Origin of the sequence: Variovorax glucosi (assembly GCF_051216695.1) — a bacterium.
GTDB lineage: Bacteria > Pseudomonadota > Gammaproteobacteria > Burkholderiales > Burkholderiaceae_C > Variovorax.
Genome location: NZ_JBPJZE010000003.1, coordinates 358,869 through 383,527, shown reverse-complemented (window position 1 = coordinate 383,527; position 24,659 = coordinate 358,869). Strand labels below are relative to the sequence as shown.

General features: G+C 65.5%; 24 protein-coding genes. 10 read left to right on the top strand and 14 right to left on the bottom strand.

Annotation, left to right across the window (positions count from 1 at the left end):
• Window position 1: 1 nt before the first annotated feature.
• Window positions 2-919, bottom strand: coding sequence for a LysR substrate-binding domain-containing protein (locus tag ACSFA3_RS16525; RefSeq protein WP_435506921.1), 918 nt, complete (start codon window positions 917-919; stop codon window positions 2-4).
• A 105-nt stretch (window positions 920-1,024) separates the two neighbouring features.
• On the opposite strand from ACSFA3_RS16525, the gene ACSFA3_RS16520 reads away from it, so the two are divergent.
• Entirely contained in the window at window positions 1,025-2,095 is a 1,071-nt protein-coding gene (locus ACSFA3_RS16520) for a tartrate dehydrogenase (protein ID WP_435506567.1), read from the top strand.
• A gap of 31 nt (window positions 2,096-2,126) precedes the next feature.
• Window positions 2,127-3,104 (top strand): Bug family tripartite tricarboxylate transporter substrate binding protein, encoded by a 978-nt coding sequence (locus ACSFA3_RS16515; RefSeq protein WP_435506566.1) that lies wholly within the window; start codon window positions 2,127-2,129, stop codon window positions 3,102-3,104.
• An 18-nt stretch (window positions 3,105-3,122) separates the two neighbouring features.
• Here the strand turns inward: ACSFA3_RS16515 and ACSFA3_RS16510 are convergent, their stop codons facing one another.
• From ACSFA3_RS16510 to ACSFA3_RS16470, 9 genes are all read right to left on the bottom strand, one after another.
• Window positions 3,123-4,304 carry an ABC transporter substrate-binding protein gene (locus ACSFA3_RS16510; protein WP_435506565.1) on the bottom strand — a complete coding sequence of 394 codons (1,182 nt, stop codon included), beginning with the start codon at window positions 4,302-4,304 and terminating at the stop codon, window positions 3,123-3,125.
• Between the two features lie 43 nt (window positions 4,305-4,347).
• On the bottom strand, window positions 4,348-5,064 hold the full coding sequence (locus ACSFA3_RS16505; protein WP_435506564.1) for an ABC transporter ATP-binding protein: 717 nt from the start codon (window positions 5,062-5,064) through the stop codon (window positions 4,348-4,350).
• Window positions 5,051-5,839, bottom strand: a complete 789-nt coding sequence (locus ACSFA3_RS16500) for an ABC transporter ATP-binding protein (protein WP_435506563.1) — start codon at window positions 5,837-5,839, stop codon at window positions 5,051-5,053. The genes ACSFA3_RS16505 and ACSFA3_RS16500 overlap by 14 nt, the downstream gene beginning before the upstream one ends.
• Complete coding sequence (locus ACSFA3_RS16495; protein WP_435506920.1) at window positions 5,832-6,851, bottom strand: branched-chain amino acid ABC transporter permease; 1,020 nt, start codon at window positions 6,849-6,851, stop codon at window positions 5,832-5,834. The genes ACSFA3_RS16500 and ACSFA3_RS16495 overlap by 8 nt, the downstream gene beginning before the upstream one ends.
• A gap of 5 nt (window positions 6,852-6,856) precedes the next feature.
• A complete protein-coding gene (locus ACSFA3_RS16490; RefSeq protein WP_435506562.1) occupies window positions 6,857-7,726 on the bottom strand; it encodes a branched-chain amino acid ABC transporter permease in 870 nt (289 codons plus the stop codon).
• 210 nt (window positions 7,727-7,936) lie between these two features.
• Window positions 7,937-8,107, bottom strand: coding sequence for a hypothetical protein (locus ACSFA3_RS16485; protein WP_435506561.1), 171 nt, complete (start codon window positions 8,105-8,107; stop codon window positions 7,937-7,939).
• Between the two features lie 34 nt (window positions 8,108-8,141).
• Entirely contained in the window at window positions 8,142-9,548 is a 1,407-nt protein-coding gene (gene dbpA / locus ACSFA3_RS16480; protein WP_435506560.1) for an ATP-dependent RNA helicase DbpA, read from the bottom strand.
• 15 nt (window positions 9,549-9,563) lie between these two features.
• Window positions 9,564-9,827: a translation initiation factor IF-1 gene (infA, locus tag ACSFA3_RS16475; protein WP_435506559.1), complete on the bottom strand. Its 264-nt coding sequence runs from the start codon at window positions 9,825-9,827 to the stop codon at window positions 9,564-9,566.
• Between the two features lie 68 nt (window positions 9,828-9,895).
• Window positions 9,896-10,135, bottom strand: a complete 240-nt coding sequence (locus ACSFA3_RS16470; protein ID WP_435506558.1) for a hypothetical protein — start codon at window positions 10,133-10,135, stop codon at window positions 9,896-9,898.
• Between ACSFA3_RS16470 and ACSFA3_RS16465 the strand changes: the two genes are divergently transcribed.
• Window positions 10,134-10,313, top strand: a complete 180-nt coding sequence (locus ACSFA3_RS16465) for a hypothetical protein (protein ID WP_435506557.1) — start codon at window positions 10,134-10,136, stop codon at window positions 10,311-10,313. The genes ACSFA3_RS16470 and ACSFA3_RS16465 overlap by 2 nt on opposite strands.
• Before the next feature lie 199 nt (window positions 10,314-10,512).
• On the opposite strand, the gene ACSFA3_RS16460 is transcribed toward ACSFA3_RS16465, so the two are convergent.
• Window positions 10,513-13,206: an Ig-like domain-containing protein gene (locus ACSFA3_RS16460; RefSeq protein ID WP_435506556.1), complete on the bottom strand. Its 2,694-nt coding sequence runs from the start codon at window positions 13,204-13,206 to the stop codon at window positions 10,513-10,515.
• A 222-nt stretch (window positions 13,207-13,428) separates the two neighbouring features.
• Here ACSFA3_RS16460 and ACSFA3_RS16455 point away from each other — a divergent pair, with 222 nt between their 5' ends.
• Complete coding sequence (locus ACSFA3_RS16455) at window positions 13,429-14,337, top strand: gamma-glutamyl-gamma-aminobutyrate hydrolase family protein (RefSeq protein WP_435506555.1); 909 nt, start codon at window positions 13,429-13,431, stop codon at window positions 14,335-14,337.
• Window positions 14,338-14,349: 12 nt separating this feature from the next.
• Here the strand turns inward: ACSFA3_RS16455 and ACSFA3_RS16450 are convergent, their stop codons facing one another.
• Both ACSFA3_RS16450 and ACSFA3_RS16445 read right to left on the bottom strand, forming a co-directional pair.
• Window positions 14,350-15,258, bottom strand: a complete 909-nt coding sequence (locus ACSFA3_RS16450; protein WP_435506554.1) for an N-formylglutamate amidohydrolase — start codon at window positions 15,256-15,258, stop codon at window positions 14,350-14,352.
• A gap of 7 nt (window positions 15,259-15,265) precedes the next feature.
• Entirely contained in the window at window positions 15,266-16,240 is a 975-nt protein-coding gene (locus ACSFA3_RS16445; protein WP_435506553.1) for a tripartite tricarboxylate transporter substrate binding protein BugE, read from the bottom strand.
• Window positions 16,241-16,359: 119 nt separating this feature from the next.
• Here ACSFA3_RS16445 and ACSFA3_RS16440 point away from each other — a divergent pair, with 119 nt between their 5' ends.
• Window positions 16,360-17,325, top strand: coding sequence for a LysR substrate-binding domain-containing protein (locus ACSFA3_RS16440; RefSeq protein WP_435506552.1), 966 nt, complete (start codon window positions 16,360-16,362; stop codon window positions 17,323-17,325).
• Here ACSFA3_RS16440 and ACSFA3_RS16435 read toward each other — a convergent pair.
• Window positions 17,303-17,488, bottom strand: coding sequence for a hypothetical protein (locus ACSFA3_RS16435; RefSeq protein ID WP_435506551.1), 186 nt, complete (start codon window positions 17,486-17,488; stop codon window positions 17,303-17,305). The two genes, ACSFA3_RS16440 and ACSFA3_RS16435, sit on opposite strands and share 23 nt — an antisense overlap.
• A gap of 287 nt (window positions 17,489-17,775) precedes the next feature.
• On the opposite strand from ACSFA3_RS16435, the gene ACSFA3_RS16430 reads away from it, so the two are divergent.
• From ACSFA3_RS16430 to ACSFA3_RS16410, 5 genes are read left to right on the top strand one after another with little or no spacing between them, the layout of a single operon-like run.
• Window positions 17,776-19,185 (top strand): amidase, encoded by a 1,410-nt coding sequence (locus tag ACSFA3_RS16430; RefSeq protein ID WP_435506550.1) that lies wholly within the window; start codon window positions 17,776-17,778, stop codon window positions 19,183-19,185.
• Window positions 19,186-19,241: 56 nt separating this feature from the next.
• Window positions 19,242-20,813 (top strand): ABC transporter substrate-binding protein, encoded by a 1,572-nt coding sequence (locus tag ACSFA3_RS16425; protein WP_435506549.1) that lies wholly within the window; start codon window positions 19,242-19,244, stop codon window positions 20,811-20,813.
• On the top strand, window positions 20,814-21,797 hold the full coding sequence (locus ACSFA3_RS16420) for an ABC transporter permease (protein ID WP_435506548.1): 984 nt from the start codon (window positions 20,814-20,816) through the stop codon (window positions 21,795-21,797).
• 8 nt (window positions 21,798-21,805) lie between these two features.
• Entirely contained in the window at window positions 21,806-22,747 is a 942-nt protein-coding gene (locus ACSFA3_RS16415; protein ID WP_435506547.1) for an ABC transporter permease, read from the top strand.
• Window position 22,748: 1 nt separating this feature from the next.
• Entirely contained in the window at window positions 22,749-24,602 is a 1,854-nt protein-coding gene (locus ACSFA3_RS16410; RefSeq protein WP_435506546.1) for an ABC transporter ATP-binding protein, read from the top strand.
• The last annotated feature ends 57 nt before the right edge of the window (window positions 24,603-24,659 follow it).

The window sequence follows — 24,659 nt, the reverse complement described above, 5'->3', positions numbered from 1 at the left end:
CTCAAGCCGCCATTCCCGCAACCATCCCCGCAGCCGCGAAATCCACGAATGCCCGCACCCGCGCCGACAACTGGTGCCGCTGCGGCCATACCGCGTAGATGTCGGCATCCGGCGTGCGATAGCCAGGCAGCACCGGCACCAGCCGGCCGCTGCGCAGGTAACGCGCGATGTCCCATTCGGCCCGCATCAGGATGCCGTGGCCGTCGAGCGCCCAGTTGACCGCGATCTCGCCATCGTTGGTGCTCAGCGTGCCGCGCGTCTTGATGCTCTCGGTACGTTGCGTTGCACCGCGGCCGGAGGTCAGCCGCCACATGCCGTAGGCCTCGTCACCCTGCCGGATGCCGATGCACGAATGCCGCGCGAGATCCTGCGGCAGTTTCGGCGTGCCGGCGCGTGCAAGGTAGACGGGCGAGGCGCAGAGCAGCCGCCGGTTCGACGCGATGCGGCGCGCGATCACGCGGGTGTCGGGCGGCGCGCCGAAGCGGATGCAGACGTCGAAAGCCTCGTCGGCCAGCGCCGGCGGATTGACCGACAGCTGCAGCTGCACCTCGACTTGCGGGAATTCCCGAGCGAACCGCGAAATCAGTGGCGCCACATGGCTGCGCCCGAAACCCAGCGTCGCGTTCACGCGCAGCAGCCCGCGCGGCTCGGCTTTCGATTCGCCCAGCAACTGCGTCAGGTCGTCGATCTCCGCGAGGATGCGGCGCGCATGCTCGACGTAAAGCTCGCCTTCCGGCGTGAGGCTCATGCGGCGCGTGGTGCGGTTGAGCAGCGCCACGCCGAGACGCGCTTCCATCTGCGTCAGCCGCTTGCTTACAGCCGGCGTGCTGATGCCGAGTTCGCGACCCGCCGCGCTCAGGCTGCCGCAGGCGGCGAGCGTCGAGAAGAAGCCGAGCTCCGCCGGCTGGATCGGTGACATCGAGGCCATCGGATTGTTGAACTCAGGTTAACGATGGATTCACTTCGACTGCGAATCGAAGGGCGCGCCGAATCCTACATTGGGGTCATTCAACAAGGAGACTCCATGACCAGCTACCGCATCGCAACCATTCCCGGAGACGGCATCGGCAAGGAAGTGATTCCCGCCGGCCGGCAGGTCATGGAGGCACTCTCGGCTGCTTCCGGCGGCAGCCTGAAGTTCGAGTTCGAGGACTTCGGCTGGGGCGGCGACTGGTATCGCGCCCACGGCGAGATGATGCCGGCCAACGGCCTCGATGCGCTGCGCGACAAGGACGCGATCCTGTTCGGCTCGGCCGGCGATCCGCACATCCCCGACCACATCACGCTCTGGGGCCTGCGCCTGAAGATCTGCCAGGGCTTCGACCAGTACGCCAACGTGCGACCGACGCGCATCCTGCCCGGCATCGACGGCCCGCTCAAGCGCTGCACGCCGGAACAGCTCGACTGGGTGATCGTGCGCGAGAACTCCGAGGGCGAATATGCCGGCGTCGGCGGCCGCGTGCACCAGGGCCATCCGATCGAGGCCGCGACCGACGTCAGCATGATGACGCGCGCGGGCGTCGAACGCATCATGCGGTTCGCCTTCCGCCTCGCGCAATCGCGGCCGCGCAAGCTGCTCACGGTGGTCACCAAGAGCAACGCGCAACGTCATGCGATGGTGATGTGGGACGAGATCGCGGTGCAGATCTCCAAAGAGTTCCCGGACGTGACCTGGGACAAGGAACTGGTCGATGCGGCCACCGCGCGCATGGTCAACCGTCCGGCCACGCTCGACACGCTGGTCGCCACCAACCTGCATGCCGACATCCTCAGCGATCTCGCCGCCGCGCTGGCCGGCAGCCTGGGCATCGCGCCCACCGGCAACATCGATCCCGAGCGGCGCTATCCGTCGATGTTCGAGCCGATCCACGGCTCGGCCTTCGACATCATGGGCAAGGGGCTCGCGAATCCGGTCGGTACCTTCTGGTCGGTCGTGATGCTGCTGGAGCATCTGGGCGAGCCCGAGGCCGCCGCCCGCGTGATGCGCGCCGTCGAGCATGTCACCTCGAACCCGGCGCTGCATACCGGTGACCTCGGCGGCAAGGCGACGACCGAACAGGTCACGCGCGCCGTCTGCGCGCACATCAGCGGCTGAGCCGACCAAAAAAGAAGACGGAGACAAGACAATGACAAATTCATCTGCGTTCAAGGTCTGCTTGTTGGCCTTCGGGCTCGGCGCCGCCGCGTTGGTCGGCGCCCAGACGGCATGGCCGACGCGCCCGATCAGCCTGGTGGTGCCATTCCCGGCCGGCGGCACGACCGACGTGCTCGCACGAGCGCTGGCCGAGAAGCTGTCGCAGAGCCTCGGCCAGCCGGTCGTGGTCGAGAGCAAGCCCGGCGCCGGTGCCACGCTCGATGCCGACTACGTCGCCAAGGCAAAGCCGGACGGCTACACGCTGCTGATGGGCGCGGTGCATCACACCATCGCGACCAGCGTCTACAAGAAGCTGCCCTACGACTTCCAGAAGGATCTCGCGCCGATCACGCTGGTCGCGATGGTGCCCAACGTGCTGGTCGTGAATGCAGCGCTGACGCCTGCGAAGAACGTGGCCGAACTGGTCGCGCTGGCCAAGGCCGCGCCCGAGAAGCTGGCCTACGGATCGAACGGAAACGGTACGGCGCAGCACCTGATCGGCACGCAGTTCCAGGCCAGCACCGGGACCACGTTGCTGCATGTGCCCTACAAGGGCAGTGGCCCGCTCACGACCGACCTGCTCGGCGGCCAGATCGCCATGTCCTTCGACACCATCACGCCGGTGCTGCAGCACATCAAGGGCGGCAAGCTGCGTCCGCTGGCCGTGACGACGGCAAAGCGCTCCTCGGTGCTGCCGGATGTGCCGACGCTCCAGGAAGCGGGACTGAAGGATTTCGACATCGGCACCTGGTTCGGCGTACTGGCCCCGGCCGCCACGCCCAAGGACGTGGTCGCCCGGCTGAGCGCCGAGATGGCGAAGATCGTCGCATCGCCCGACTTCGCCCAGCGCATGGAAGCCATCGGTGCGGAGCCGATCGGCGGTACGCCCGACCAGATGGCGAAGCGCATCGACGATGAGACCGTCAAGTTTGCGAAGCTGGTGAAGGACGGCAAGGTCGCGATCGACTGACCAGACCTCGCCTGCGCATCACTTGCCGAGTTCGCTCAGCACGGCCGGCTTGATCTTCCCTCCCTCCACCGTCGCCACGACCGGGTTCAGGAGAGTGCCGCCGACCGTGTCGATGCCCTTGAATTCGCCCGCGTTCGTTTCCTTCGGCAGTTGCGCCAGCGCATCGCCGATCTTCGCGCGGATGGCGGCCGCGTCGGTCGTGGTGCCGGCCAGCTTCATCGCGATGGCCAGGGCGTGCGTCAGCGTGTAGTTGTAGGAGGATTCCGTGGTCGGGTCCTTGTCGGCGCCGTAGGCCTTGCGGTAGGCGGCGGCGAAGGTCTTCGGGCCGAGACGTTCGTCGTAGGACACCGGCAGCACGCCGATCGAGCCCTCCAGCGGCGCGAGACCGCCAGTGACCTTCGCCATCTCGTCGAACTTGGCCTGGTCCATGATCAGGAAGCCGCCCTTGAAGCCGAGCTCGCGCGCCTGCTTGATGACCAGCGCGGTCGGTTCCGACGGACCGCCGACGAACAGCACGTCGGGCTTCTCGGCCAGCACCCGGCTCACGCCGCTGTAGAAATCGGCCGAGCGGTTGTACGACATCGGGTTGTTCGATACGACGGTGCCGCCGGCCTTGGTCCAGGCAGGCTCGAACAGCGCCGACCAGTTCTTCGCGTACTCGTGGTCGCCCGGCAGCATGCCGACCTTCTTGCCGTACTTCTTCATTTCGTAGGCGGTGAACGGTTCGATGTACGAGTCGAACGTCGGCGGAATGCGGATCGTCAGCTTGTTGCCGGTCTCGGTGATCTTCGGCGTGCTGGAGTAGGCCATCACGATGAACTTCTCCTGCTGATTGAAGGCCTGCATCGCATAGATGCCGCCCGAATGCGGCACGAAGACGGCCGACGTCTGGTACTGCTGCACCAGCCGGCGCGCGTTGATCGCGGCCTCGGCCGGCGCGTACTTGTCGTCGAGCGCGACCAGTTCCAGCTTCACCTTCTTGCCGGCCACTTCGAGCCCGGCGGCGTTGATCTCCTTCATTGCCATCTCGATGCCGTTGACGACGTTCTTGCCGTAGAGCGCCGCGCCGCCCGAGAGCGGTCCGGTGAAGCCGATCTTGACGGCGTCCTGCGCCGCGACGGTCGTGGCGCCGAATGCGGCGACCAGCGCGGCGGCGACGGGCAGCAGGCGGGTGAAAGTGCGACGGGAAGCGATCTTCATGGGTTTGTCTCCTGATTGATCCGTGATGTGGAAATTCGTGACTTCACGCGCCGATGTAGGCGGCGCGCACGGCCTCGTTGTTGAGCAGCGATTCGCGGTCGCCTTCGAGCGTGATGCGTCCGCGCTCGATCACGTAGGCCCGGTGCGCGATGGCCAGCGCCGAGTACGCGTTCTGCTCGGCCAGCAGCACGGTGGTGCCGGCCTTGTTGATGCGCTGGATGACCTCGAACACCTGCTTGACCACCAGCGGCGCGAGGCCCAGCGACGGCTCGTCCAGCAGCAGCACCTTCGGCCGGCCGAGCATCGCGCGACCGATGGCGACCATCTGCTGCTGGCCTCCGGAGAGCGAGCCGGCCGGGTCGTCCTGCTTCTTCTCGAGGATCGGAAAAAGCCCGAACACCTCGTCGATGGAACGCTGGATGCCGGCCTTGTCGGCGCGGTGCACGTAGGCGCCGAGCTGCAGGTTCTTCTTTACCGACATCATCGGAAAGAGTTTTCGGCCCTCGGGGCAGTGCACCAGGCCCGACTGCACGATCTGCGCGGTGCGCTGGCCGACCAGTTCGACCGGGTTCGTGCTGCCGAAGCGGATGCTGCCGCCGCTCGGTTTCTGGATGCCGCTCGCGGCCATGAAGATCGACGTCTTGCCCGCGCCGTTGGCGCCCAGCAGCACCACCAGCTCGCCAGCGTCGGCGTGCAGCGTGACCTTGTCGAGCGCGAGGAAGCTCCCGTAGTGCAGGTCGACGTTGTCAAACCGCAGCATGGGCAGCCTCCGCGTTCGTATCGATGTCGGCGCCCAGGTAGGCCTCGATGACCTGCGGGTCGCGGCGGATCTCCGCCGGCGTGCCTTCGGCGATCTTTGCGCCGTTGTTCAGCACGACGATCTTGTCGGCCAGCCGCATGATCATGTCCATCTTGTGTTCGATCAGGCACACGGTCTTGCCGTGGTCCACCAGCTTGCGGATCAGCGCAGCCAGCCCGACAGTCTCTTCCGGATTCACGCCGCCGGCCGGTTCGTCGAGCAGCAGCAGCTGCGGGTCGGTGGCGAGTGCCAGCGCGAAGGCGACGCGCTTGCGCTCTTCCTGCGTGATGTCGGCGGCGATGCGGTTCGCGACATGCGAAAGGCCGACGAAGTCCAGTGCGTCCTGCGCCTTGTCCCTGCACAGGCGCTCCTCGTCGCGCAGGCGTCGCGTGTTCGCCAGCACGTCCCACAGGCCGGACCTGGTGCGCAATCGGTGGCCGACGATCAGGTTGTCGAGCACGGTCGCGTTGTCGAACAGGTGCGTGGTCTGGAACGTGCGCGCGATGCCGATGCGCGCGATGTGGTCGGGTCGCATGCCGGTCACGTCGCAGCCTTCGAAGACGATGCGTCCGGAGGTCGCCGGATGCGTGCCGGCGACCAGGTTGAAGAAGGTCGTCTTGCCGGCGCCGTTGGGTCCGATGATGGCGCTGACCTGGCCGCGCTCGAAGCGCGTCGTGATGCTGTCGACGGCGGTCAACCCGAAGAATTTCTTGGTGAGGTCGGTGATCTCAAGCATGGGAAGCGGCTTCCTGTGCAGGCGTTTTCAAAGCAGGCGCTGCAGGCGCTGCAGGCGCCGCACTGACCGCCGCGGCCCGCCGCGCGCGCCGTTTGAGCCAGGTGCCGACGATGCCGTCCGGCAGGAAGATGATCAGCGCGATCAGCAGCGGCCCGAACACCACCATCCGGTAGTCCTGCAGGAACTGCAGGCTCTGCGTGAGGTACGTCACCAGCACGGTGCCGACCAGCGGGCCGAGCAGCGTGCCCACGCCGCCGACCAGCACGAACATCACCAGGTCGAAAGTCACCGCCTCGCTCGCCAGGTCCGGCCCCAGGAAGCGCACCTGCCCCGCGTAGAGCGCACCGGCGAAGCCTGCGTAGACGACCGACAGCACGAACGACAGCGTCTTGGTGCGCATCAGGTCAATGCCCAGCGCCTCGGCCAGCTCGTCGCTGTTGCGCACCGCCATGAAACTGCGCCCCAGCAGCGACCGCACGATGCGCGCCATCACGAAGATGCCGAGCACCAGAAACGCCAGCACCAGGTAGTACTGCGACAGCGGCGTGCCGAACTGCAGCGGGCCGATGCCGGTCGGCGCCGGTATGCCCATGATGCCGACCGGTCCGTGGGTCAGGCTTTCCCACTTCTCGATCAGCAGAAACATGATGTAGCTCACGCACAGCGTGAAGATCGAGAAGTAGTGGCCCTTCAGACGCAGCGACAGCAGGCCGACGAAGAAGCCCATCGTCGCCGTCACGCAGCCGGCCGCCAGGAACGCGATCCAGAACGGCACGCCGTGGTCGACCGTCAAGATGCCGACCGTGTATGCACCCACCGCCATGAATGCGCCGTGCGCCAGGTTGAACTGCCCGGTGTAGCCGGTGATCAGGTTCAGCCCGAGCGCGGCAATGGCCATGATGAAGGCCTGCGTCGCGACCGAGATCAGGTAGTTGTTCTGCGCGAAGAGCGGAAACACCAGCGCGATGACGGCGAGCAGCGCCCAGCCCGCCTTGCCTTCGAGCAATTGCATCGGCCTCATGCGCGCGCTCCCTTCGGCGTGAACAGGCCTTGCGGACGGAACGACAGGATCACCACCAGCAGCACGAAGGCGATGATGTCCTTGTAGTCGGTCGAGAAATAGAAGCCGCCGAAGCTCTCCGCCATGCCGATGATCAGCCCGCCGACGATGGCCCCCGGAAAGCTGCCCATGCCGCCCAGGATGATGATCACGAACGCCTTGGTGATGACCAGATTGCCCATCGACGGATAGACCAGGTTGATCGGCGCATACAGCACCGCCGCGATCGCCGCCAGCGCGCCCGAGATCGCGAACACCAGCAGCTTGACCCGCGTCGCGTCGATGCCGACCAGCGCCGCGCCGGCCGGGTTCTGCGCCATCGCGATGATGGTCGAGCCGATGGTGGTGTGGTTCAGGAACAGGTGCAGCACCACCATCAGCGTGAAGGCGCCGGCGATGATCAGCAGGCGCTGCAGCGGCGCGGTGAGACCGAAGATCTCGACCACTTGGCCGTAGGGTGTCGGCATCCGGTGGAAGTCGGCGCCGAACATCGCCTGTGCGCCGGCTTCGAGGAACAGCAATATTCCGATGGCCGCGATCATGTCGTGCAGCTCCGGCGCGTTGCGCAGCGGATGGAACACCAGCCGGTCGGCCAGCATCGCGATTACGGCGACGATGGCCGCGGCGCCGGCCATGGCCAGCCAGTAGTTGAGCCCCAGCTTCGCCATCAGGTAATAGCCGGCGAAAGCACCCGACATATAGAAGGCGCCGTGCGCGAAATTCGGCACATGCAGGATGCCATAGACCAGCGTGAGCCCCAGCGCCACTAGGCTGTAGACGCCGCCGACCGTCAGGCCGTTCAGAAGTTGCTGGAAGAACAGTTCCACATCGATCCTCGCGAAAGACCCCGGGAGCGGCGCCGTGGAGGGCGCCTGGGGCAAGCGGACGATTGTGGAGAGCGGTGCGAAGCCGGTCGACTGAGGTTTGCCCGCGGTCGGCGTCGCCTCGGCGACTGGCTTGGCTACCAGACATAAAAAAACGCGCCCGAAGGCGCGTCGTTCTGCGGATCGGCCCTGCGGCCGATCTGCGAAGGTGGCTCAGCCGCCCTTCTTCGCCCGCTTGCCGGGGTTCTTCTTGCTGCGCGTGGCCTTGCCGCGTTCGAGGCTCACCTTCTGGCCGCCTCCGCTCGTGGGGACGTTGTAGCCGGCGACAGCGACGGGTTTCGGGGTGGCAATACGGTCTGCCTCGGTGCGGATTTTGGTGGCCATGAAGTAGCTCGGAGTAAGTGTTCGAAGGGCGTAATTAAGCCACATCGTCGAGCAGCCGTACCTTGACGGACTTGCCCTTGACGCGGCCGGTGGAAAGCTTGTGTGCGGCCTCGCGCGCAATGCGCCGGTCGACCGCCACGTAAGTGGAGAACTCGTTGACGTTGATCTTGCCGACCTGCTCCTTGGCGAAGCCGGCATCGCCGGTCAGCGCACCCAGCACGTCGCCGGCACGGATCTTTTCCTTGCGGCCGCCGACGATCTGCAATGTCGCCATCGGTGCGCGCAGCGGTTCACCACTGCCGGGTGTGAGTCCGGCCAGCGGCTGCCAGTCGGATTCGCGGCCCTGGAGCTGCTCGATCTTGCCGACGCTGCCCATCTCGTCCATCGAAGCCAGGTTCAGCACGATGCCTTCGGCGTCCGCGCGGCCGGTGCGGCCGATGCGGTGGATGTGGATTTCGGAATCGGGCGTCACGTCGACGTTGATCACGGCTTCGAGCTGCGAGATGTCGAGGCCGCGCGCGGCCACGTCGGTCGCGACCAGCACCGAACAGCTGCGGTTCGAGAACTGCACGAGCACCTGGTCGCGCTCGCGCTGTTCGAGCTCGCCGAACAGCGCCATTGCGCTGAAACCCTGCGCCTGAAGCACGGAAACGAGGTCGCGGCATTGCTGCTTGGTGTTGCAGAAAGCCAGCGTACTGCCGGGCCGGAAGTGGTCGAGCAGGCGCGAAACGGCATGCAGCCGGTCGCTCTCCTCGACTTCGTACCAGCGCTGAACGATCTTGCCTTCCTCATGCTGCGCCTGCACGGTGATCTGCTGCGGCGACTTCATGAACCGGTCGGCCAGCTTGGCTATGCCTTCGGGGTACGTCGCCGAGAACAGCAGCGTCTGGCGCGTCGGCGGGCACTGACGCGCCACGGTGACGATGTCCTCGAAAAAGCCCATGTCGAGCATGCGGTCGGCTTCGTCGAGCACCAGCGTGTTGAGCGCATCTAGCTGCAGATTGCCGCGTTCGAGGTGATCCATGATTCGGCCGGGCGTCCCGACCACGATGTGCGCACCGTGTTCGAGGCTGGCGGTCTGGCCGCGCAACGCGACGCCTCCGCAGAGCGTGACGACCTTGACGTTTTCTTCCGCACGCGCAAGGCGGCGGATCTCGGTCGTGACCTGGTCGGCCAGCTCGCGCGTCGGGCACAGCACCATCGCCTGGACGGCGAAGCGGCGCGGGTTGAGATTGGCGAGCAGCGCGAGTGCGAAGGCTGCGGTCTTGCCGCTGCCGGTCTTGGCCTGCGCGATCAGGTCCTTGCCGAGCAGCGCGACCGGCAGGCTTGCCGCCTGGATCGGCGTCATCTGCGTGTAGCCGAGCTGCGTGAGGTTGGCGAGCGTCTGCGGCGCGAGCGGCAGCGTATCGAAACCGGTGGCCGAACCTGAGGCAACTGTCACTGGGGAAATCCTGGCTTAACGACGCTGCGCGCCGGTGTTGACCGGCGGCGGTCCGCGGCGTTCCAGGTGACGGAACGTGATGCGGCCCTTGGTCAGGTCGTAGGGCGACAGTTCCAGCGACACCTTGTCGCCGGCCAGAATGCGGATGTGGTGCTTGCGCATCTTGCCGCCGCTGTACGCGATCAGCTGGTGACCGTTGTCGAGCGTGACGCGGTAGCGCGAGTCGGGCAGGACTTCGGTCACTGCGCCGTTCATTTCGATAAGTTCTTCCTTGGCCATGAATTACCTCTTCTGACTGGTGTTGTTTGCGGTGATCGGAAATTTATTCTGTAAGGCGGTGGCCTGCATCAGGCGGCGCACTGCATGGGGGCGGTACGCTCGCGCGCCCAGCCGAGTCCTTGGTCGACCGCATAGCGCAGCGCGGCGGCATGGCTCGCAAAATGCGGCGTGAAGCGCATTACGCGGTCGTGCATGCCGCTGCCGCGGCCGGAGCGGATCGACACGGACGCTGCGAAGCGGCCGTTGTCCAGGTTCTTGATGAGCGGGGAGACAAGGTATTTGCCCACCGAATGTTGAATGATGTCCATGAAAGCCTTGCGTAATACGACGCCGCATTACGCTGAAATTATTGAAAACGGACGCGGGCCGGCCATGGTTGGCGTCAATATGGAAGGCCGCGCAAATTCGCTTCAACAGGAACGAAGGCAGTGGTGGCAATCATGGGCGCCCGATCTGGCGCTCCAACACACTGTGCAGCCGGCTTGAGAGTGAGGGGCACGCAATCTGGAGGATCCTGGGGATCGACGTGGAATCGGCATGCCAGCCGGCGGAGAAGACGAAATTCTTCGTCGTGGTATCGAAACGAACCGCATATTGTATCTGATTGGCACGCGTGTTGCTGCGCGCATCAGATTGGCCGAATATACAGCCGCGCAGGCGCCGAAGCGCCTGTCCACGTTACGCGTTACATCAGCACAGCTGTCACGCCATGCTGAATGAAGACCTCCGCCGCCGCCATCGAATGCTGGTAGACGGCGTAGCTCTCACCCGCCAATGTCGCCGTACCGCCGGAGGTCCAGCTGCCATTGCTGCCATTGCTGCCGTTCAGCCCCGAAAGTTCGACCGCATCGCCCTCATCGCCATTCACCATCAGCTGGGTTCTGCCGTCGATGGCGTAAAGGTCGGTTCTGCCCAGGTTGAGCAAGTCATCGAGCGAGAGCTTGAGCGTGTTGTCGCCATTTCCGCCGAGGTCGAGCTTTCCTAACGACGCAACTGCTGAACTGGCCGTGTTCCTTGCGGCGAGTGTGGACGTATCGACGTAGAACTCGAAGGCGTTGGTATGGGCGACGCCAGCCGTACTGTCTACATAGGCATAGATGTCGTGCAGTCCCTGTTCCAGCGTTGGCGTGTAGCTCCAGTGACCTGTGCCGTCGGCAATCACCGTGCCGATCTTGTCGGCCGACGAATCGGCGATGCCGTGGTTATCGTAAAGATCGACGGTTGCCCCGGCCGAGGCGGTGCCCTTGATTTGCGGCGAGGCGTCGTCCGTCGATTCGCCGTATGCCACCGAGCCGGTACTGCTGCCTACGTCGTCGGTCACCGAGTCGAGCGTGACGAACACCGGCGTGACGACCACCGGTGGCGTGGCGACGGTGAACTGATGGGTGCTGAAATTGGCGAGGCCGGCCGCGCCTTCGACATGGGCATAGATGTCGTGCAGTCCCTGGTCGAGCGTGGGCGTGTACGTCCAGTGGCCTGTGCCATCGGCAATCGCAGTACCTATCTTGTCGGCCAACTTGTCGGCGATGCCGTGGCTGTCGTAGAGATTGACGGTGGATCCCGGCGTGGCGGTGCCATTGAGCTGCGGCGAGGTGTCATCCGTCGACTCGCCATATCCCACGGGGCCGGTGCTGCTGCCGACGTTGTCGAGCACTTCGTCGAGCGTGACGAACGCCGGCGTGACGACCAACGGCGGCGTGGTGACGATGAAATCGCGGACCTCGGAACTGGCGGCGCCAGCCGTCCCGCCTACATAGGCATAGACGCCGTGCAGCCCCTGCTGGAGCACGGGCGCGTAGGTCCAGTGGCCCGTGCTATCGGCAACCACCGTTCCTATCTTGCTGGCCGCCGCGTCGGCAAGGCCGTGAGTGTCGTAGAGCTCAACGGTGGCCCCCGGTGTTGCGGTGCCCTTGAGTTGCGGCGAGGCGTCACCCACCGAACTGATGATGCCCACCTGGAGGCCGTTGCTCGTGTATTCGAAAATCCCGTCGAGCGTGACCCACATCGGCGTGACGACCACCGGTGACGTGGCGACGGTGAACTGGTGGGCGCTGGAACTGGCGATGCCGGCTGTGCCTCCGACATGGGCATGGATGTCGTGCAGCCCCTGGTCGAGCGTGGGCGTGTAGGTCCAGTGGCCTGTGCCGTCGGCGACTACCGTACCAATCTTGTCGGCGATGCCGTGGCCGTCGTAAAGATCGACGGTGGCTCCCGGTTTGGCCGTGCCCTTCAGCTGCGGCGAGGTGTCATCCGTCGACTCGCCGTATCCCACGCGGCCGGTGCTGCTGCCGACGTTGTCGAGCACTTCGTCGAGCGTGACGAACGCCGGCGCAGTATCGACAGTGAACCTGATGGGAGCGCTGGCTGCGCTGGACAGGCCTGTGCCGTCGGCGACGGTGACCGTGAAGGCGTGGCTGCCGACGGCGAGCGGGGTCGTCGGGGCGAAGCTCCAGGACCCGGTAGGCGACGCGAGCACCGTGCCGATGACGGCATCGTTATCGCGTACGGTAACGGTCATCCCGGCAGTTGCATGGCCGGAGAGCGTGGGCCTGGCGTCATCGGTGACCGTGCCGTTGACGATCTGGCCTGTGATACCGACGGCGTCGTACAGACCGCTGATCTGCGCAACAGGTGGCGCGACAGGTGGCGCGATGGGGCCGGTAGCTGTGATGACATTGGCCAACGAGCTGGTGGTGCCGCTGGCGTCGGGGATGGTGGCTGTCGATTCGCTGGCGGGCCGGGCTGGCATGTCGACTGCGGGCTGTGTGTTGCCGCTGGCGCCGACCGGTGCGGTGGAGAGGGTGCCGTTGAACGCTTTGACGGTGGCGGTGGCGGTGGCGGTGCCGGTGGATGCAGTTGTAGTTGTATCTGAAGTGACGATCGTGGAGTTCGAGGCGACGGAGGGGTTTCCTGAGTTGGAGGCGGAGTTGGAGTCGGAGCCGTGGTCGCGGGTGCTGGCCGCGACAACCGTCGCTGCACCGAGTCCGATCGCACCCAGCATCCAGGGGGAAAACGAGCCTGCTGCCGCGGGTGCGGCAAGAGCGCCGCCTTGAGGCGCCAGCGTGGTGCCTGTGTAGATGTCGGCCTGAGCTACCGTGACGGCCTCATCGCCGTAGAGCGCGGCCTGCGAATCGCCGGCTTCCACGCTTGCTGACATGCGTTCGGCATTTTCCCAGGCTGCGCCGTCCGCCAACCCTGCAAGGTCGTCGCCCTTGCGCCATGTCCTCCCTTTGCCCGCAAGCTTGCTGTTTGCCTGGGTCGAATGTCCGGCAGGAACATCTGCCGTCGCTGGCGATTGGTTGACCAGGTCTGTCGCGTTGAAGGCATTCGTGCCGGTGATGCGGGTGTCAGGTTGCTTGAGAGGAACTTGTGGAGCCATTTGGTTTGGATTCGTTGCAAAAGGAAGCTGGGCTGCGGAGGCAGAAAAGCCTTGAAGGAGGTGCCCAGCGAAAATTTTGCAATCGATCTCCGAAGTGAAGCTAAAAAGCTCCGAGGCACTAGGATTTGGGGAATGAAACAATGGTTGCCTGTCACGGCCCGTCCGCCATGTCCGAACGTCGGCGCCGTTTTCATCAAATCGCTTCATTCGCCATTGCCCGCCATGCCAGCCACGTCCCAGTCCGCTGCCGGTCGCCTCAAGATCGGGCTCTCCGCCTGCTTCCAGCACGCCGATCCCTCGCGCTCGCTGTTCACCAACAAGACCCTGCAATACGTCGAGCAATCGATCGCGCACTGGCTGATGTCTGCTGGTGCGATGGTCGTCATGGTGCCCTGCCCGACCGGCGAAACAGCTCGGGGAGACACCAAGCTCTCGCATTACGCCGAATGGCTCGACGGCGTCGTGATGCATGGCGGCGCCGATGTCTGGCCGGGCAGCTACGGCGAGGTGCCGCTGCGCGAAGCCTGGGTCGGCGACCGCATCCGCGACCTCTACGATCTGGCGCTGGTCGAGGCTTTCGAGCAGGCCGGCAAGCCGATCTTCGGCGTCTGCCGCGGGCTGCAGCTCATCAACGTGGCTTTCGGCGGCACGCTGTTCCAGGACATCGAGACCCAGCATCCGCACGCGCTGCGGCATCGCGACCCGGTCAGCTACGACCAGAACTTCCATGACATCGAGCTCGTCGACGGCACGCGGCTCGCGCAGATGTATCCGGGCGTGGCGCATGCGCGGGTCAACAGCATCCATCACCAGGGCATCAAGGACCTGGCGCCGGGCTTCGAGGTCGAGGCATGGAGCTACCCGGACCGCGTGCCTGAAGCCATTCGCCGTGTCGGAAAGAGCGATCCGAAGGGCAACCACCGCGGCTACATCGCCGCGACGCAGTGGCATCCTGAATTCCACCGCGCCGGCAGCACCGTAAGCACGGTCGACGACACGGCCATCCTGAACGACTTCATGGCTGCGTGTGCCGCAGCCAAGGTGCAGCCGGCCCGTCCGGCGCGCCACATGCCGGGGCGCATCCGCGACCGCGCGGCGCGCATGCTGCGACAGGCGCTTCTGCGGCGCTGATCGGTCCGAACTTCAGCGCGGATCGGTCGCGAGCAGCATTTCCAGCAGCGACCGCAGGCTCGCCTTCAGCCGCGCCGTGCCTTCTTCGTCGAGAGCCAGCGTGACTTCGTCCATATAGAGCTTGCGGTTGATCTCGACCTGGATGCTGTGCCGGTTCGCGGCCGGATTGCCGTGGCGGCGCACCAGTTCCACGCCCTTGTACGGATGGTTGTAGTCGACGCTGTAGCCGAGCGAGCGCAGGTGGGTGCAGATCTTCTGCGACAGCGCCGGATCGGCGGTGCTGCCGTCGCGGTCGCCGACCACGAAATCGGCATGCGCCATGCCCGGAAAGTCGGTGGCGTGGCTGCCCGCGATCGCCGGCATCGAGTGGCAATTGATATGAATGCTGTAGCCATGACGCGCATGCGCGGCGTCGATGGCGCCGGCCACGGCCGCGTGGTACGGCGTCCAGCATCGGTCGATACGCCTTTGCACCTCGTCGACGCCGAGCAGCCGGTCGTAAATCGACAGGCCGTCGTCGGTCAGCTTCCAGATCAGCCCCTTGCCGAGTCGCACCTTTGCCAGCATGCGCGGGTCGGTCGATAGCGGACCGGTCCACGGGCCGTCGAGCAGGCTCGTGTCCAGTTCGGTGACGTCGCGATTGGCGTCGAGGTAGCTGCGCGGGAAATGCGCCTCGACCCAGGCCGCGCCCAGCGCGGGCGCGAAGTCGTAGAGCTTCTCGACGTGCGTGTCTTCGGCGCGGCGCAGCGACGCCATGTCGCAGGCCGGCTGGAAATCCGGCGGGTAGTAGGTGCCGCTGTGCGGGGAATCCAGCACCAGCGGCGTGCTGCCGGGCAGATGCGTCACCAGTGGCGATTCGACCTCGCTGCCGGGCGCAATGTCGGTGTTCTGGGTGTCGATAGGGTTTGTCGTGCTCTTCATAGGCAATTCAATCCAGGCTGATCTTCGCGAAGGCGGCGACCTTCTTCATCTTCTCGATCTCACTCCTGATCTGCGCATCGAACTCGGCCGGCGTGGTGCCGGACGCATACAGACCCTGCAGAGCAAGCCGTTCGCGCACCGCCGGGTCCTTCAGCGCAGTGGCGACCGCCTGCTGCATGCGCAGCGCGACCGGCGCCGGCGTGCCCGCGGGCGCGACCAGGCCGAACCACGACGGGTCGTTGTTGGCCGGGTAGCCGAGCTGTGCGTAGGTCGGTACGTCCGGCAGCACGTCGAGGCGCGTGTTCCAGGACACGGCCAGCGCCTTCAGCTTGCCCGACTTGACGTGCGGCAGCGACGAAGCGACCTGGTCGAAATACACCGCGACCTGTCCGGCGAGCACGTCGTTGATGGCCGGACCCGCACCGCGATAGGGGATGTGCACCATCGAGGTTCCGGTGCTGCTCTTGAAAAGCTCGCCCCACATGTGGCCGATGGTGCCGTTGCCCGGCGATGCGTAGGAAACCTTGCCCGGATTCGCCTTCAGGTACTTCACCAGCTCGGCAAAGTTCGCGACCGGCAACTCCTTAGGGTTGATGACGATCACGCCCGGCGCCTTGACCAGTTCGGTCACCGCGACGAAGCCCTTGATCGGGTCGTACGGCAGCTTGGCGAAAACGGCCGGATTCACGCCGTGCGTCGACAGCGTCGCGACGCCGAAGGTCAGGCCGTCCGGCGCAGCACGCGCGACTTCGGCCATGCCGATGGAACCGCCCGCACCGCCGCGGTTGTCGACCACCACCGGCTGCTGAAGGATCGGCGCGAGCGCATCGGCCAGCACACGGCCTGTGATGTCGGTGGCACCGCCGGGCGGAAACGGCACGACCAGACGGACCGGCTTTCCTTGCGCAAAGGACATTCCAGGCGCGAGAGAAGCGATGGACGAGGCGGCAGCGATGGCGGCAAGAAGATGGCGGCGTTGCATGGGGTTTCTCCAATGAGTCCGAAAGACGTAAAGCGGATTGCTGCCTATTCTTAAGCAAAGGACGTACCTGCTAGCATTCCGATCTGGAATGAACTAATCGCTTTGCCGGGAGCTGTCCGATGTCGTTGCGTCGCCTCAATCCGCCGCTGAACCTGCTGCGCGCGTTCTCGACCGTGGCCAGTTTCGGCGGCGTTTCGCGTGCCGCGGAGGCGCTGCATCTCACCCAGGGCGCGGTCAGCAAGCAGATCCAGGAACTCGAACGCTGGATCGGCATGCCGCTGTTCGAACGCAGCCGCAAGCGCCTGACGCTCACGCCCGCCGGCGAGCGCTACGAGAAAGCCGTGCGCGCGGTGCTGTCGGCATTGGAAGACGCCACTCTGGAACTCATCACCAGCGGCGACGGCGGCGGCGCGCTGCACCTGTCGACATTGCCGACCTTCGGCGCCAAGTGGCTGATTCCGCAATTGCCGGACTTCCAGCGCGCCAATCCGCAGATCACGCTGCATTTCGTGCCCTTCGTGCATGGCTACGACTTTCAGCGGCCGGAACTCGACTGCTCGATCCTGTTCGGCGACGGCCACTGGCCCGGTGCCCGGTCGCACTATCTGGCCGGGCAGGACGTCGCGCTGATCGCTCCGCGCCCCGACCTGGCCGAGGTGCCGATCCATTCGCCGCAGGACGTGGCGCGCTGCACGCTGCTCCGCCATGTCACCGTCCCGCAGGCGTGGATGCAGTGGCGCGAGGCGCACGACGTGCGCGGGCTCGATCCGCTGGCCGGACCGCAGTTCGACCAGTTCCAGACCATGATCCGCGCGGTGATGGTCGGCATGGGCGTGGCGCTGGTGCCGCGCTGTCTGGTTCATGACGAGATCGCGTCGGGGCTGGTGCACGAGCCGCTGCCCGGCGGCGGCTACCGGGGCGATCGCGGTTACTGGTTCTGCTATCCCGAAGGCCGCAGCCAGCTTGCGACGCTCGACCGCTTTCGCACCTGGTTGATGGCGCGTGTCGAACGCAGCGAGGACGCCGCCTTCGTCGCGCCGGTGTCGGCGGCCGTCTCCGTGCTTACTTCGTCTCGACCCGCCTGACGCTGGTGTCGATGGTGCCGAACATCTCTACGCCGCTGCCGTTGCGATAGCCGCTTCCGGCACTTCCGGCACTTCCGGCATTTCCGCCGGATGTACCGGCGCAACCGGCGAGTGCGGCAAGAGCGGCCGTGGCGAGGAGGACGAGGGCGGTATTTGTCTTCATGGTGTGTCCGAGAAGCGATCCCGGTCGAAGTTCAATCGCCATCTTTGTCCAAGGCGCGTGCGAATGCGGCGACGCAAGCAAATGCACTTCCGCGGTGCGACCGCAGCGCATCGCGACGGGCGATGCACGATATGTGGGATTTGTTGATCTTGAAAAATCAACAGATTTAGCTCTTTGCAAGTTGAGCTCGCCCATGTCCCAGAGTGTGGAGCCGATAAGTTTGTGGTTTTTGTGGATATTTGGCACGCCCTTTGCATAGACATCGGCAACCACGTCCGAGGACCATCTTGTCGAACCCGAACGCTTCTTTTGCTCCTTTCGAATCTCTCTCAGGGCTTGCCGGCGCCTTGCGATCCGGCGAGCTTTCGTCTCGCGAAGCGGTCGATCTCAGCCTGAGGACTGCGCACGCGGCGCAGCCGGCGATCAATGCCTACACCGCGCTCTACGACGAGGAAGCGCTGCAAACTGCGGCTGCGCGGGATGCCCAGCGCGCGCGGGGCGAGTCGCTGGGGCCGCTGCACGGCGTGCCGATCGCGGTCAAGGACCTGATCCACGTCAGTGGACAGATCAACACCCGCGGTTCCAGGCTTTACGCCGACGCCCGTGCGACAGTGACAGCGCCCGTCGTCGAACGCGCGCTCGCAGCCGGCGCCGTGCTGATCGGCCGCACCACCACCACCGAATTCGGCTGGAAGGCATCGAGCAACGGGCCGCTGCACGGCGTCACACGAAATCCGAGGAACCCTGCGCTGACGACGGGCGGGTCCAGCTGTGGTTCCGCAGCCGCAGTCGCCAGCGGATCGGTGACGCTGGCCATCGGCAGCGACGGCGGCGGTTCGGTTCGGATTCCGGCGTCGTTCTGCGGCATCTACGCATTGAAGGGTTCGCTCGGCCGCGTGCCGGCCTGGCCCTGGAGCGCGACGGAAATGCTGTCGCACGTGGGCCCGTTGACGGCGAATGCGATGGACAGCGCGCTCGCATTCGACGTGCTCGGCGGGAAGCACTGGCGCGACCCACAGTCGCTGCCGCAGGACGACGAGAGCTACAGCACGCTGGCTGCGCGGCCGATCGCCCGGGGACTGCGCGTCGCCTACGCACCGACGCTCTTCGGCGTCGCGGTCGATCCGCGCGTGCGTTCGGTCGTATCGGCCGCGGTCGGGCAGATCGGCAGGGCGCTGGATATCCAGATCGAAGAAATCGAGCCGTCCTGGGGCGATCCGTTCCAGACCTTCGAGGACCTGTGGACCATCGGGCGCGGCGTCGTCTACGGCGGCGCGGTGCATGGACGGACGGACGAGATCGATCCGGGCTTCGCACGGCTGGTGCAAGCCGCGCAGAGCGGCACCGCCGAGCGCTACCTGAAAGCGCTCGAGTCGAGGGCCGCCTTCAACCAGGAAGTCGCCCGCAGCTTCGAGGCCGTCGACGTATGGCTCATGCCGACCGTGCCGGTGCTCCCGTTCGCGGCGGAAGCCGACGGGCCGGCCGACTGGGATCCCGACAGCAGCCCGGTGGCCTGGGCGCGATGGACGCCTTTCACCTATCCCTTCAACCTGACCGGCCAGCCTGCGGCCTCCCTGCCGTGCGGCACGACCGACGACGGCACGCCGGTCGGTCTGCAGATCGTGACGGCGCGACACCGCGACGACCTCGCGCTCCAGTTCTCGGTCGCCGCGGAGCGCGCCCTGCGCGGCGAATAGTTTTCGATCCCTCCACCTCCCTCCACCTCCCTCCACATCAATCCAAGGAAAGCAGCATGAAGTACACCCGTCGGAAACTCTTTCGCGATTCGACCCTCATGGCGCTCGCCGCCGCGTCGGCCCGGCCCGACTTCAATTTCCTGATCAATTCGGCCTTCGCGCAGAACAACTCGGCGCTGACCATCCTGTCGGCCGAGAACCTCACCGGCAACTGGGATCCGTCGTCGCACACGACGCTGGCGCAGATGAATCTGGAGGGTTACGTGTTCGGCTACCTGAACCGGGCGCCCATGCGGCTCGAAGACCCGTACCGCCTGCAGATGGAGCTGGCGAAGGAGATGAAGATCGTCGACAAGGGAACCATCGCCTTCAAGATCCGCGACGACGTCAAGTTCCACGACGGAACGCCGCTCACCGCGGACGACTTCAAGGCGACGTTCGAATACGCATCGCAGCCTTCGCGGCCGGCGCAGTGGTATCCGGGGCCCTGCAAGGTCAACGTCCTGGCCAAGGATGCCTTCGAGATCAAGACAAGCGACTTCGGCTATCCCGCCGCGCTGTTCTATTTCCTGTCTTCATTCCTGCCGGTGATGTCCGCCAAGGACATCAAGAGCGGCGACATGGTCAAGCGTCCGAACGGAACCGGCCCCTTCCGCTTCGTCGCCCAGAAGGGCAACAGCACCGTGCTGGAAGCGAACCCGACCTTCTTCGCGGGCAAGCCGAAGATCCAGACGCTGAACTACAGCTTCGTCGGCGATGCCACGACCCGCACGCTCGCGCTGATGGGCGGACAGGCGCACCTGATCGAGAGACTCGAAGCGGAACAGGTTTCCACGATCGAAAAGGACCCGCGTTTCAAGATCAGCAAGGCGGTTTCGGTCGAGAACAAGTACCTCTGGTTCCGCTGCTCCAAGGCGCCGTTCAACGATGTGCGCCTGCGCCAGGCGGTCTGCCACGCCATCGATCGCAAGCAGATTCTCGAAGTGCTCGGCATCTCGGGAGCGCAATCGAAGGCGCACATCTCGCCGGTCAAGTTCGGCTACACCGATGTGCCCGACTATCCCGAATTCGATCCGGCCAAGTGCCAGCAGCTGCTCGCGGCGGCCGGCTTTCCGAAGGGCAAGGGCCTGCCGCCGCTGGAGTACATCACCTCGGTCGGCTTCTATCCGAAGACCAAGGAATACGGCGAACTGATCACGGCGATGCTGCAGGAGCAGGGCATCCAGGTGACGTTGAACGTCATGGAAATCGCCGCCTGGAACGAGCGTCTCTACGACCGCCCCGGCGGCGGCCCCGGCCACATGATCGACTGCGGCTGGAGCACCGGCTCGCCCGAACCCGACCTGGTGCTGCGGACCCATTTCCACTCCTCGTCCAAGCGCATCTGCGGCATCGACGACAAGGAACTGGACGCCGTGCTCGACAAGGAGCGCAACGCGGCGACCACCGAGGAGCGCAAGAAGATCCTCCAGCAGGAGACGCTTCCGATGCTGGCGCGCAAGGTTCCCGCTTACTCGCTCTTCACCTCCGTCTTCATCCACGCGATGGTCAAGGACCTGGACGGCCTGTATATCTACCCGAACGGCATGATCGACCTCGGCAAGGCGTCGCGCGGCGGCAAGTCGTAGATGTATTACCTCGGCTTCCTTGCGCGGCGTCTGCTGCAGGGCGCGTTGATCGTGCTGCTCGTCGCGATGCTGATCTTCACGCTGATGCGGGTCGTTCCCGGCGATCCGGTCCGGCTCATGGTCGGCGGCATGGCGCCGGACAGCGTCGTGAAGGAAGCCAGCGAACGCCTCGGGCTGAACGCGCCGATACCGGTCCAGTTCGGGCGCTACCTGCTCCGGCTGGCGCATGGCGACATGGGCGCATCGTTCATCCGGCCGGTGAACGGCGCATCGGTCGGCGGGTCGACCTACGACGATCCGTCTCGCGCCGAGCGGGCCGCCGTGCTCGATCTGGTCGCGCAGACCCTGCCGATGACCTTGCAGCTGGCGGCGGTCGCGTTCTTCTTCGCGCTGCTGGTCGGGGTGCCGCTCGGCATCGCGGGCGGGCTCCGGCCTGGACGATGGCCGGACAAGCTCGCCTTCTACACCGGCTCGCTGTTCGTCTCGATGCCGAATTTCTGGCTCGGGATCGTGTTGACGATCCTGCTGTCGGTCAAGCTCGGATGGATTCCTTCGATCGGCTATCAGGGCTTCGTCTACACGATCCTGCCGGCGATCGTGCTCGCGGTCGAGATGGCGCCTTTCATCATCCGGACGCTGACGGTTTCGGTCGCGCAGGTGATGACCGAACCGTTCATCGAGGCTGGAACCGTGCGGGGAATCGGTCGTGCGCAAATGATCAGGCGGCATGCGCTGCGCAATGCGAGCGTGCCGCTCCTCAACGTCTTCGGCATCCAGCTGTCGGGGCTGCTGGGCGGGGTCCTGATCGTGGAATACATCTTCGACTACCCCGGACTCGGTCTTCTCACCGTGAACGCCGTTCTGCAGCGCGACTTCCCGCTGATCCAGGGCATAGCCGTGATCACGTCCTCCATCTTCGTCCTGATCAATATCGTCGTGGACCTTGCCGCTGCGGCAATCGATCCGCGACTGGAAACCGCATGAGCCACACGATGACAACTGACTCAGCAACGCCGCCGGGCCTGGTTGCCGCCGTGCCGGTGCCCGCGCCTGAACCCGATGCTGCGCGCTACAGCTCGGTAGGCCGTCGCATCCTCGATCGCGCATGGGTTTCATGGGAATTCCGTATCGGAATCGCCATTCTTCTCGGCGTCCTGGCGCTGACCGTGCTCTACCCGATGTTTTCCAGCATCGACCCCGGCAAGGCGGCCGTGTCGATCCGCTTCAAGCCGCCGATTCCGTTCGACGGGTCGAGCTGGGCGCATCCGCTGGGCACCGATCAGCTCGGCCGCGACACGCTGGTGCGCAGCCTGATCGGACTGCGCTACTCGCTCATGATCGGCGTCGGGACCGTGATCCTGATGTTCATCGTCGGCTGCACACTGGGGCTGATCGCCGGCTTCAGGGGCGGGCGCATCGGCGCGGTGATCATGCGGCTGGCGGATGCGCAGCTGTCCATTCCCATGATCATTCTGGCCATCACCGTGCTCGGCGTGTCGCGCCCCACCATTCCGGCCATCGTCCTGGTGCTGGCGTTGTCCGGGTGGCCGCTCTATGCGCGGGTCGCGCGGAGTGCCGCGCTGGCCGAGTCCAAACGCGAAGCCGTGAGAGGCGCCCGGATCCTGGGCGCGTCGGACTGGCGGATCATGCTGCTGATGGTCGCACCGGCCGTCCTGCCGCCGATCGCATTCGTGTCGGTGCTGGACATCGCCCGGATGATGATCTTCGAGGCGACCCTGGGCTTCCTCGGACTCGGCGTGCAGCCGCCGACACCCAGCTTCGGCAGCATCATCGCGGACGGTCGCAAGTACCTCATCAACGCCTGGTGGATCGCGACCATGCCCGGCGCGTTTCTGCTGATCTCCCTGACGAGCATCAACCTGATCGGCGCATCGCTCGAGCGCGCACGCAATGCCGTGCTGAAGGGAAACTAGCATGACGACCTCCCCATTGCTCGAAGTCAGGGGGTTGTGCGTCGAAGCGCGCTCCGACGCCGCGCGCCGGACGGCGCCGGCTGCCGTCCAGATCCTGCAGGACGTGAATCTGCGCGTCGAGGCCCGGCAGGTACTCGGCATCATCGGCGAAAGCGGCGCCGGAAAGACGGTTCTCGCCCGCGCTCTGGCCGGCTGGCTGCCGCCAGCGCTGAGAATCCGTGCCGGACAGGTTCTGTACAAGGGCGTCGACATGGCCGTCGGTGCGACCGACCCGCTGGCGGCATTGCGCGGCAGCGAGATCGGCTACATCGGGTCCGATCCGGTTCGCGCGCTCGACCCCACGGTGACGATCGGCGCGCAGATCGCGGAAAAGCTGCGCGCGGTCCGTCCGGGAACGACTGCGGCCGAGGCGCGGGAGAAGGTCGTCGCATTGCTCGCTGCCGTGCGGATTCCCGCGCCCGCCAAGCGATACGGCGAATTTCCGTTCCAGTTCTCGGGCGGAATGATGCAGCGCGTGATGATTGCCGACGCCCTGATTTCCGACCCCGCGTTGCTGATCGCGGACAACATCACGCAGCCACTGGACGTCACGGTCGCGGCGCAGATCCTGCGGCTTCTGCGCGAGCTGGGCGACAGTTTCGGCACCAGCGTGGTCTTCGTTTCGTCCTCGTTGCCGGTGGCATCCCAGGTTTCCGACAACCTCGTCGTGCTGCAGGCGGGGCGCGTGATCGAACGGGGCGAACCGCAACGCATCGCCACGCATCCGGTCGAGCCGTACACGCGGGAACTGCTGCTGAAGATTCCGGAGATCTGGACAGATCGTGCGAGCGAAACCGCACGTGCCGCGCCGGCCGCCAGGATCGGCGACACCATCCTCAAGGTCGAGAACGTCAGCAAGCTGTATCGCGTGCGCGACCGCACGGCGTTCAACCGCGTGCACGACGTCCAGGCGGTACGGAACATCACCTTCTCGGTGGCGCGCGGCGAGAGCATCGGCATCGTCGGCGAGTCCGGTTGCGGCAAATCGACGCTCACCCGGCTGCTGACCCTCCTGGAACGGCCCGACACCGGCACCATCGAATTCGACGGGCAGGACCTGGGCGCACTGTCGTCGTCCGCGCTGCGCGCCCTGCGTCCGCAGTTCCAGTTATTGCTCCAGGACCCTTACAACGCCCTGCCCTCGGGACGCACCATCGGCGAGATCATTTCCGAGCCTCTCTCGATTCACAGGATCGCGAAGGGCGCGGAAGCCCGCCAGCGGGTGCTCTCGGTGATGAACGAGGTCGGCCTTCCCGCGTCGCAGATCGACGCGCTACCGGTCTCGATGTCCGCCGGCCAGCGGCAGCGCATCAACATCGCGCGGGCACTGGCCCTGGAGCCGAAACTCATGGTGCTCGACGAAACGCTGTCTTCGCTCGACCAGGTCGAGCAGTCCAGGCTGATCGCGCTGTTCGAGCGGCTGCACCGGCAGCACGGCCTGACCTATATCTACATCTCGCACGACCTGGCCATGGTGCGCCGCGTGTGCACGCGCGTCGCGGTGATGTATCTCGGTGAAATCGTCGAACTGTCGCCCAACGAAATGCTCTTCAGAAATCCCGGCCATCCGTATTCGAAGGCATTGCTGTCCGCCATCCCGACGCTCGAAGCGCACCCTTTCGATGCCGAGCGATGCCTGCTGGACGGCGAGCCTCCGAGCCCGATCGATCTTCCGGTCGGTTGCAGTTTCGCGAACCGCTGCCCCGTGGCGCTGGAGCGATGCACCGGATCGGCGCCAGCCGCTTTTCCGCGAGGCGAACAGGCGTTTTCGCGGTGCTTCCTGACCGAAGGCGCGACTTTCGCGGTGGCACAATGAAATCGCCTTCGTCACCAGCGATCCGCGCCCGGCATTCCTCCATGCGCCCGGCGGTCG

What these genes read in the sequence shown, in the direction of transcription:
- ACSFA3_RS16425 (WP_435506549.1), top strand. Translation starts at nt 19,242, where the DNA reads ATGAAGTACACCCGTCGGAAACTCTTTCGCGATTCGACCCTCATGGCG.
- ACSFA3_RS16485 (WP_435506561.1), bottom strand. Translation starts at nt 8,107, where the DNA reads ATGGCCACCAAAATCCGCACCGAGGCAGACCGTATTGCCACCCCGAAA.
- ACSFA3_RS16510 (WP_435506565.1), bottom strand. Translation starts at nt 4,304, where the DNA reads ATGAAGATCGCTTCCCGTCGCACTTTCACCCGCCTGCTGCCCGTCGCC.
- ACSFA3_RS16440 (WP_435506552.1), top strand. Translation starts at nt 16,360, where the DNA reads ATGTCGTTGCGTCGCCTCAATCCGCCGCTGAACCTGCTGCGCGCGTTC.
- ACSFA3_RS16495 (WP_435506920.1), bottom strand. Translation starts at nt 6,851, where the DNA reads ATGCAATTGCTCGAAGGCAAGGCGGGCTGGGCGCTGCTCGCCGTCATC.
- ACSFA3_RS16420 (WP_435506548.1), top strand. Translation starts at nt 20,814, where the DNA reads ATGTATTACCTCGGCTTCCTTGCGCGGCGTCTGCTGCAGGGCGCGTTG.
- ACSFA3_RS16460 (WP_435506556.1), bottom strand. Translation starts at nt 13,206, where the DNA reads ATGGCTCCACAAGTTCCTCTCAAGCAACCTGACACCCGCATCACCGGC.
- ACSFA3_RS16445 (WP_435506553.1), bottom strand. Translation starts at nt 16,240, where the DNA reads ATGCAACGCCGCCATCTTCTTGCCGCCATCGCTGCCGCCTCGTCCATC.
- ACSFA3_RS16500 (WP_435506563.1), bottom strand. Translation starts at nt 5,839, where the DNA reads ATGCTTGAGATCACCGACCTCACCAAGAAATTCTTCGGGTTGACCGCC.
- ACSFA3_RS16455 (WP_435506555.1), top strand. Translation starts at nt 13,429, where the DNA reads ATGCCAGCCACGTCCCAGTCCGCTGCCGGTCGCCTCAAGATCGGGCTC.
- ACSFA3_RS16415 (WP_435506547.1), top strand. Translation starts at nt 21,806, where the DNA reads ATGACAACTGACTCAGCAACGCCGCCGGGCCTGGTTGCCGCCGTGCCG.
- ACSFA3_RS16515 (WP_435506566.1), top strand. Translation starts at nt 2,127, where the DNA reads ATGACAAATTCATCTGCGTTCAAGGTCTGCTTGTTGGCCTTCGGGCTC.
- ACSFA3_RS16470 (WP_435506558.1), bottom strand. Translation starts at nt 10,135, where the DNA reads ATGGACATCATTCAACATTCGGTGGGCAAATACCTTGTCTCCCCGCTC.
- ACSFA3_RS16525 (WP_435506921.1), bottom strand. Translation starts at nt 919, where the DNA reads ATGTCACCGATCCAGCCGGCGGAGCTCGGCTTCTTCTCGACGCTCGCC.
- infA (WP_435506559.1), bottom strand. Translation starts at nt 9,827, where the DNA reads ATGGCCAAGGAAGAACTTATCGAAATGAACGGCGCAGTGACCGAAGTC.
- ACSFA3_RS16505 (WP_435506564.1), bottom strand. Translation starts at nt 5,064, where the DNA reads ATGCTGCGGTTTGACAACGTCGACCTGCACTACGGGAGCTTCCTCGCG.
- ACSFA3_RS16410 (WP_435506546.1), top strand. Translation starts at nt 22,749, where the DNA reads ATGACGACCTCCCCATTGCTCGAAGTCAGGGGGTTGTGCGTCGAAGCG.
- ACSFA3_RS16435 (WP_435506551.1), bottom strand. Translation starts at nt 17,488, where the DNA reads ATGAAGACAAATACCGCCCTCGTCCTCCTCGCCACGGCCGCTCTTGCC.
- ACSFA3_RS16520 (WP_435506567.1), top strand. Translation starts at nt 1,025, where the DNA reads ATGACCAGCTACCGCATCGCAACCATTCCCGGAGACGGCATCGGCAAG.
- ACSFA3_RS16450 (WP_435506554.1), bottom strand. Translation starts at nt 15,258, where the DNA reads ATGAAGAGCACGACAAACCCTATCGACACCCAGAACACCGACATTGCG.
- ACSFA3_RS16465 (WP_435506557.1), top strand. Translation starts at nt 10,134, where the DNA reads ATGAAAGCCTTGCGTAATACGACGCCGCATTACGCTGAAATTATTGAA.